This window comes from Pseudomonas sp. NPDC087814 (genome assembly GCF_044742865.1).
GTDB lineage: Bacteria > Pseudomonadota > Gammaproteobacteria > Pseudomonadales > Pseudomonadaceae > Aquipseudomonas.
Genome location: NZ_JBIUVK010000091.1, coordinates 1 through 7,516 on the forward strand (window position 1 = coordinate 1; position 7,516 = coordinate 7,516).

Annotated in this window: 6 protein-coding genes; 5 read left to right on the forward strand and 1 reads right to left on the reverse strand. The window is 59.1% G+C overall.

What is annotated here, in order from left to right:
* Positions 1-88 precede the first annotated feature (88 nt).
* From rplQ to bfr, 3 genes are all read left to right on the forward strand, one after another.
* A complete protein-coding gene (rplQ, locus tag ACIOMR_RS30500) occupies positions 89-475 on the forward strand; it encodes a 50S ribosomal protein L17 (protein WP_401198116.1) in 387 nt (128 codons plus the stop codon).
* Positions 476-722: 247 nt separating this feature from the next.
* On the forward strand, positions 723-2,171 hold the full coding sequence (locus ACIOMR_RS30505) for a catalase (protein WP_401198119.1): 1,449 nt from the start codon (positions 723-725) through the stop codon (positions 2,169-2,171).
* Between the two features lie 155 nt (positions 2,172-2,326).
* Positions 2,327-2,791, forward strand: coding sequence for a bacterioferritin (bfr, locus tag ACIOMR_RS30510; protein WP_003210048.1), 465 nt, complete (start codon positions 2,327-2,329; stop codon positions 2,789-2,791).
* A gap of 68 nt (positions 2,792-2,859) precedes the next feature.
* Here bfr and uvrA read toward each other — a convergent pair whose 3' ends face one another.
* Positions 2,860-5,694: an excinuclease ABC subunit UvrA gene (gene uvrA, locus ACIOMR_RS30515; protein WP_003210046.1), complete on the reverse strand. Its 2,835-nt coding sequence runs from the start codon at positions 5,692-5,694 to the stop codon at positions 2,860-2,862.
* A 178-nt stretch (positions 5,695-5,872) separates the two neighbouring features.
* On the opposite strand from uvrA, the gene ACIOMR_RS30520 reads away from it, so the two are divergent.
* Together ACIOMR_RS30520 and ssb are read left to right on the forward strand one after the other, a co-directional pair.
* Positions 5,873-7,267, forward strand: a complete 1,395-nt coding sequence (locus ACIOMR_RS30520) for an MFS transporter (protein WP_401198123.1) — start codon at positions 5,873-5,875, stop codon at positions 7,265-7,267.
* Between the two features lie 9 nt (positions 7,268-7,276).
* A partial coding sequence (ssb, locus tag ACIOMR_RS30525) for a single-stranded DNA-binding protein (RefSeq protein ID WP_401198126.1) occupies positions 7,277-7,516 on the forward strand: 240 nt, incomplete at its 3' end.

Consider the following 7,516-nt stretch of genomic DNA (forward strand, 5'->3'; position numbering starts at 1 on the left):
ACTGGCCGCCTGCAAGTCTTAAGAAGGACGACAAGGCGACTGCCTGATCGTCGTAATCACCGATGGTGAGTTTGGTAAGGAATGAACCATGCGTCATCGTAAAAGTGGTCGTCACCTGAGCCGTACCAGCTCGCACCGTAAGGCTATGTTCCAGAACATGGCGGTGTCGCTGTTCGAGCACGAGCTGATCAAAACTACACAGCCGAAAGCTAAAGAACTGCGTCGCTTTGCTGAGCCGCAGATTACTTTGGCCAAGACAGACAGCCTGGCTAACCGCCGTCTGGCTTTCGACCGTACTCGTTCGAAAGCTATCGTTGGTAAGCTCTTCAACGACCTGGGCAAGCGTTACGCTACCCGTGAGGGTGGCTACCTGCGCATCCTCAAGTGCGGTTTCCGCGCTGGTGACAACGCGCCTATGGCGTACGTTGAGCTGATCGATCGTCCAGTTGGCGGTGAAGCTGTATCCGCTGAGTAAGACGTCAGTCTGTAACGAAGAACCGGGCCTAGTGCCCGGTTTTTTGTGCGCGTTGAAAACTGGAATTACCTCGAGCGAATACACGTTCAGCCCGTGCAGCTACTTCTGATATCCGTTCGGATGGATCGTTAGTTAATTTCTATCGGTGGGTATGATTTAATAAATTTGATGGTGTCATCTTCCTGATCAATAATCGCTCCAAGCCGATTAGCCGGCAGTTCCAAGACTGACCTGAGGAAGATTGAGCATGAGCCAGAATAAAACCCTTACTACCGCCAGCGGCGCACCTGTCGCGGATAACCAGAATTCCCGTTCCGCCGGCCCACGCGGCCCGCTGCTGCTCGACGACTTTCACCTGATCGAGAAGCTCGCTCACTTCAACCGTGAAAACATTCCTGAGCGTCGTGTACACGCCAAAGGCTCGGGCGCTTACGGTACCTTCACCGTCACTCAAGACATCACGCAGTACACCAGCGCCAAGCTCTTCGATTCTGTGGGCAAGCAAACTCCGACTTTCCTGCGCTTCTCCACGGTGGGTGGCGAGCGTGGTTCGGCTGATACTGAGCGCGACCCGCGTGGTTTCGCGTTGAAGTTCTACACCGAAGAAGGCAACTGGGACATCGTTGGTAACAACACCCCGGTGTTCTTCATCCGCGACCCGCTGAAGTTTCCCGACTTTATCCACACCCAAAAGCGCCTGCCGCAAAGCAACCTGAAAAGTGCACAGATGATGTGGGACTTCTGGTCGCACTCCCCTGAGGCGCTGCACCAGGTCACCATCCTGTTTTCGGACCGTGGCATCCCGGACGGCTACCGTCACATGCACGGCTTCGGCAGTCACACCTACAGCTTGATTAACGCCAAAGGCGAGCGTCACTGGGTGAAGTGGCACTACAAGACCAAGCAAGGTATCAAGAACCTGGCGCCGGCTGACGCTGCACGCCTGGCCGGTACCGACCCTGATTACGCTCAGCGCGATCTGTTCGGTGCTATTGAGCGTGGTGACTTCCCGAAATGGCGCGTGTGCATTCAGATCATGACTGAGGCCGAGGCCAACGCTCACTACGAAAACCCGTTCGACGTGACCAAGACCTGGTCGCAGAAAGAGTTCCCGCTGATCGAAGTGGGTGAGCTGGAACTGAACCGCAACCCGCTGAACTACTTTGCTGAAGTTGAACAGGCGGCTTTCGGTCCAAGCAACATGGTCCCGGGTGTTGGCCTGTCGCCAGACCGCATGCTGCAAGGGCGCGTGTTCGCTTACGCCGATGCCCATCGCTACCGCGTAGGTACCAATCACCAGCAACTGCCGGTGAATGCGCCACGCAGCCCGGTCAACAGCTACCAGCGTGATGGTTCGATGGCATTCGGCTCCAATGGTGGTGCGGCCCCCAATTACGAGCCAAACAGCTACGCCGATGCGCCGAAGCAGGCTCCTCAGTACGCCGAGCCAGCCTTGGCCCTGAGCGGTGCGGCTGATCGTTACGATCACCGCGAAGATACCGACTACTACAGCCATGCCGGTGCGCTGTTCCGCCTGATGAACGATGAGCAGAAAGCCCTGCTGATCAACAATATCGCCGGCGCAATGGCGGGTGTTTCCAGCGACGTGGTGCAGCGCCAGTTGCAGTACTTCTTCAAGGCCGACCCGGCTTATGGAGAAGGGATCGCATCTGCACTGGGTGTATCGCTGAACTGACTCTAAACGATAAGCAGAACCGCCCTCATTTGGGCGGTTTTTGCGTTATTTAAGCTACTTTTCACCGGAAATCTTCACTTTTCTGCCGTTGGTCCCGTGACCTCCGGGTCATCATGGTTCAAACTACAGGCTTTCAAGCAGGGAGATGTAGGGCGATGCAAGGTCACCCCGACGTAATCGATTACCTCAACACGTTGCTGACGGGCGAACTGGCAGCTCGTGACCAATATTTCATTCACTCGCGGATGTACGAAGACTGGGGCTTTACCGAGCTCTACGAGCGTATCAACCATGAAATGGAAGAAGAGGCACAGCACGCCGACGCACTGATGCGCCGTATCCTGATGCTCGAAGGCACGCCCCGTATGCGTCCCGACGACCTGGATACCGGCACCACGGTGCCTGAGATGCTCGCCAGCGACTTGCGCCTTGAGTACAAGGTCCGTGCCGCGCTCTGCAAGGGCATTGAGCTCTGCGAGCAGCACAACGACTACGTCACGCGGGAAATCCTGCGGGTGCAGTTGAATGACACCGAAGAGGATCACACCTACTGGCTGGAAAAGCAGTTGGGCCTGATCAAGCTGATTGGCCTGGAGAATTACCTGCAATCGCAGTTCTGATTCCTCCAGCTACTAAAAAGCCCCTGTCACTTACACGGTGACAGGGGCTTTTTCGTGGGGCTGAACAATCAGTCCTTGTCGCGAGCCAGCAGAGGCTTGAGGTAGAAGCCGGTGTGAGACTGCTTCATCTCCGAGACTTGCTCCGGTGTGCCGACCGCAATGATCTGCCCACCTTTGGAACCGCCTTCCGGCCCCAGGTCCACCAGCCAGTCGGCGGTCTTGATCACATCCAGATTGTGCTCGATCACTACCACCGTATTGCCGTGGTCACGCAGGCGATGCAGCACATCCAGCAATTGCTGAATATCCGCGAAGTGCAGGCCTGTGGTCGGCTCGTCGAGGATGTACAGCGTCTTGCCGGTGTCACGCTTGGACAGCTCGCGAGACAGCTTGACCCGCTGGGCCTCGCCACCCGACAGCGTCGTCGCCGACTGACCCAGCTTGATGTACGACAGGCCAACATCCATCAGTGTCTGCAGCTTGCGCGCCAGGGCCGGTACCGCGTCGAAGAACACCCGCGCTTCCTCGATCGTCATCTCGAGGGTTTCGTGAATGCTCTTGCCCTTGTACTTGATCTCCAGGGTTTCGCGGTTGTAGCGCTTGCTCTTGCACACGTCGCACGGCACGTAGATGTCCGGCAGGAAGTGCATCTCCACCTTGATCAAGCCATCGCCCTGGCACGCTTCGCAGCGGCCGCCCTTGACGTTGAACGAGAACCGGCCAGGCCCGTAGCCACGGGAGCGCGATTCCGGCACGCCGGCGAACAGCTCGCGAATCGGCGTGAACAGCCCGGTGTAGGTCGCCGGGTTGGAGCGCGGTGTGCGGCCAATCGGGCTTTGGTCGATATCGACCACCTTGTCCAGGTGTTCCAGGCCCTTGATGCTGTCGTGAGCGGCGGCTTCCAGGGTGGTCGCGCCGTTCAGTGCAGTGGCACTCAACGGGAACAGCGTGTTGTTGATCAGCGTTGATTTGCCCGAACCGGATACACCGGTCACACAGGTCAGCAGGCCCAGCGGGATCTCCAGGTCGACATTGCGCAGGTTGTTGCCACGCGCGCCCTTGAGGTGCAGTGCCATCTTCTTGTTGCGCGGGGTGCGTTTGGCCGGCACGGCGATCTTCACGCGACCCGACAGGTACTTACCGGTCAGCGAGTCAGGATGCGCCATCACTTCAGCCGGCGTGCCCTCGGCGACAATATGCCCACCGTGAACACCCGCTCCCGGGCCGATATCGACCACATAATCGGCCAGGCGAATCGCGTCTTCATCGTGCTCGACCACGATCACCGTATTGCCGATGTCCCGCAGGTGCTTCAGCGTGCCCAGCAAGCGGTCGTTGTCCCGTTGATGCAATCCAATCGACGGTTCATCGAGGATGTACAACACGCCCACCAGGCCGGCACCGATCTGGCTGGCCAAGCGAATCCGCTGGGCTTCACCGCCGGAAAGCGTGTCGGCACTGCGGTCCAGCGACAGGTAGTCCAGGCCCACGTTGACCAGGAACTGCAGCCGTTCACGAATCTCCTTGAGGATCTTGTCGGCAATTTCCCCGCGGCGGCCCGTCAGTTTCAGCGTGCCGAAGTATTCGCAGGCATCGCCAATCGGCAGGTTGGTCACTGCCGGCAGGGTCTTCTCGCCAACCCACACATGCCGTGCCTCACGGCGCAGGCGTGTGCCACGGCAATCCGGGCAAGGCTGGGTGCTGAGGAACTTGGCCAGTTCCTCGCGCACGCTGGCGGACTCCGTCTCGCGGTAGCGCCGCTCCAGGTTTGGCACGATGCCTTCGAACGGGTGCGAGCGTTTGACGATATCGCCACGGTCGTTCAAATACTTGAAGTCGACGTTCTGTGAACCGCTGCCATGCAGGATGAATTTCTGCTGTTCGGCGGGCAGTTCGTTGAACGGCACTTCCAGGCTGAACTTGTAGTGCGAAGCCAACGACCCCAGCATCTGGAAGTAATAGACGTTACGCCTGTCCCAGCCACGTATCGCACCCTCCGCCAGTGTGAGGTCACCGTTGACCAGGCGCTTGATGTCGAAGAATTGCTTAACCCCCAGGCCATCACAGGTCGGGCAAGCGCCGGCCGGGTTGTTGAAGGAAAACAGCTTCGGTTCCAGCTCGCTGATGGCATGGCCGCAGATCGGGCAGGCGAAGCGCGCGGAGAAGATGATTTCTTCCCCGGGTTCGTCGTCCATCGGCGCCACCAGGGCGATACCGTCCGCCAGCTTCAGCGCGGTCTCGAAAGACTCCGCCAGGCGCTGCTGCAAATCGGCACGCACCTTGAAACGGTCGACGACCACATCAATCGAGTGCTTCTTCTGTTTATCCAGCTTCGGCGCTTCGTCCAGCTCGTAGAGCTTGCCGTTGATGCGGGCACGCACGAAACCCTGGGCACGCAGTTCTTCAAAGACCGAAAGGTGTTCACCCTTGCGCTCGCGAATCACCGGTGCCAGCAGCATCAGCTTGGCGCCTTCCGGCTGGGCCAGCACCAGGTCGACCATCTGGCTGACGGTCTGGGCTTCCAGGGGAATGTCGTGGTCCGGGCAGCGGGGAATACCCACGCGGGCATACAGCAGGCGCAGGTAGTCGTAGATCTCGGTGATGGTGCCCACGGTGGAACGCGGGTTGTGGGAGGTGGATTTCTGTTCGATGGAAATCGCAGGCGACAGGCCTTCAATGGTGTCGACGTCGGGCTTTTCCATCATCGACAGGAACTGGCGGGCATAGGCCGACAGGGATTCCACGTAGCGGCGCTGGCCTTCGGCGTACAGCGTGTCAAACGCCAGGGACGACTTGCCGGACCCGGACAAGCCGGTGATGACGATCAGTTTGTCCCGTGGCAGGGTCAGGTCGATGTTCTTCAGGTTGTGGGTTCGAGCCCCACGAATCAGGATCTTGTCCAAGATGGCCTCGCACGGCGGGCGTAAATAATGCAGGAGTATACGGCTAAAGACTGGATGAATATACACTGTCAAAGTGCCGGGTGCAGCCTTACATGAAAGCTGCGCGGCAAAGCGCCGCATATACCCTCTCAATCGATGGGACTGGTAGAATCGCCGCCGGTTCACACGAGGTTTATCCATGCACGATCCCCACAGCGAACGCATGAGTGGCAGCGAGACCCGCGCAGCAAGCGGTCTGGCCCTGGTGTTCGCATTCCGTATGCTTGGCATGTTTATGGTGTTGCCGGTGCTGGCGACCTATGGAATGGATCTCGCAGGAGCGACCCCGGCCCTGATCGGCCTGGCGATTGGCGCCTATGGCCTGACCCAGGCGCTGTTTCAGATTCCGTTCGGCGTCATTTCCGACCGCATCGGCCGCCGGCCGGTGATCTACCTCGGCCTGATCGTCTTCGCCTTGGGCAGTGTGCTTGCGGCCAATGCCGATTCGATCTGGGGCGTGATCGTCGGACGCGTCCTGCAAGGCGCCGGCGCGATTTCCGCCGCCGTCATGGCACTGCTCTCCGACCTGACCCGCGAACAACACCGTACCAAGGCCATGGCGATGATCGGCATGACCATCGGTCTTTCGTTCGCCGTGGCGATGGTAGTCGGCCCGCTGCTGACCCGCGCGTTCGGCTTGCACGGTCTGTTCCTGGCCACCGGTGGCATGGCGCTGTTCGGCATCGTGATTGTCGCCTTCATGGTTCCGCATTCCACGGGGCCGTTGCAGCACCGTGAGTCGGGCGTCGCCAAGCAGGCATTGCTGCCGACACTCAAGCACCCGGACCTGTTGCGCCTGGATTTGGGTATCTTCGTATTACACGCAATGCTGATGTGCAGCTTCGTCGCCTTGCCCCTGGCCCTGGTACAAAAAGCCGGGCTGCCCAAGGAGCAGCACTGGTGGGTGTACCTGACCGCGCTGCTGATTTCGTTCTTCGCCATGATCCCGTTCATCATCTACGGCGAGAAGAAACGCAAAATGAAACGAGTTCTGCTGGGCGCCGTCGCGACATTGATGCTCACTGAGCTATTCTTCTGGCAGTTCGGCGACAGCCTGCGGGCGCTGGTGATCGGCACGGTGGTGTTCTTCACCGCGTTCAACCTGCTGGAGGCTTCACTGCCTTCGCTGATCAGTAAGGTTTCACCGGCCGGCGGCAAAGGCACGGCGATGGGCGTGTATTCCACCAGCCAGTTCCTCGGTTCTGCACTGGGCGGGATCATGGGCGGCTGGATGTTCCAGCATGGCGGTTTGTCGGTTGTGTTCCTGGGATGCGCAGGTCTGGCTGCCCTCTGGCTAGCCTTTGCTGTTACCATGCGCGAACCTCCCTATGTGACGAGCCTGCGCTTGCCGTTATCGCCCGAAGCGATCCGCGAAGCCGGTCTGGTCGAGCGCCTTAAGGCCGTTGTTGGGGTTACGGATGCTGTGGTTGTTACTGAAGAAGCCGCCATCTACATCAAATTGGACACCGAATTATTGGATCGCGCGACGCTCGAGCAACTGGTCAACCCAGTGCCGACAGCGCGCCCAGCCTAGGAGAACGTTATGGCCCGTGGGGTTAACAAAGTCATATTGGTCGGTACATGCGGCCAGGATCCCGAAGTTCGCTACTTGCCGAACGGTAACGCCGTGACCAACCTGAGTCTGGCGACCAGCGAACAGTGGACCGACAAGCAAACCGGCCAGAAGGTCGAGAAAACCGAATGGCACCGTGTGTCGATGTTCGGCAAGGTTGCAGAGCTCGCCGGTGAATACCTGCGCAATGGGGCGCAGGTCTACATCGAA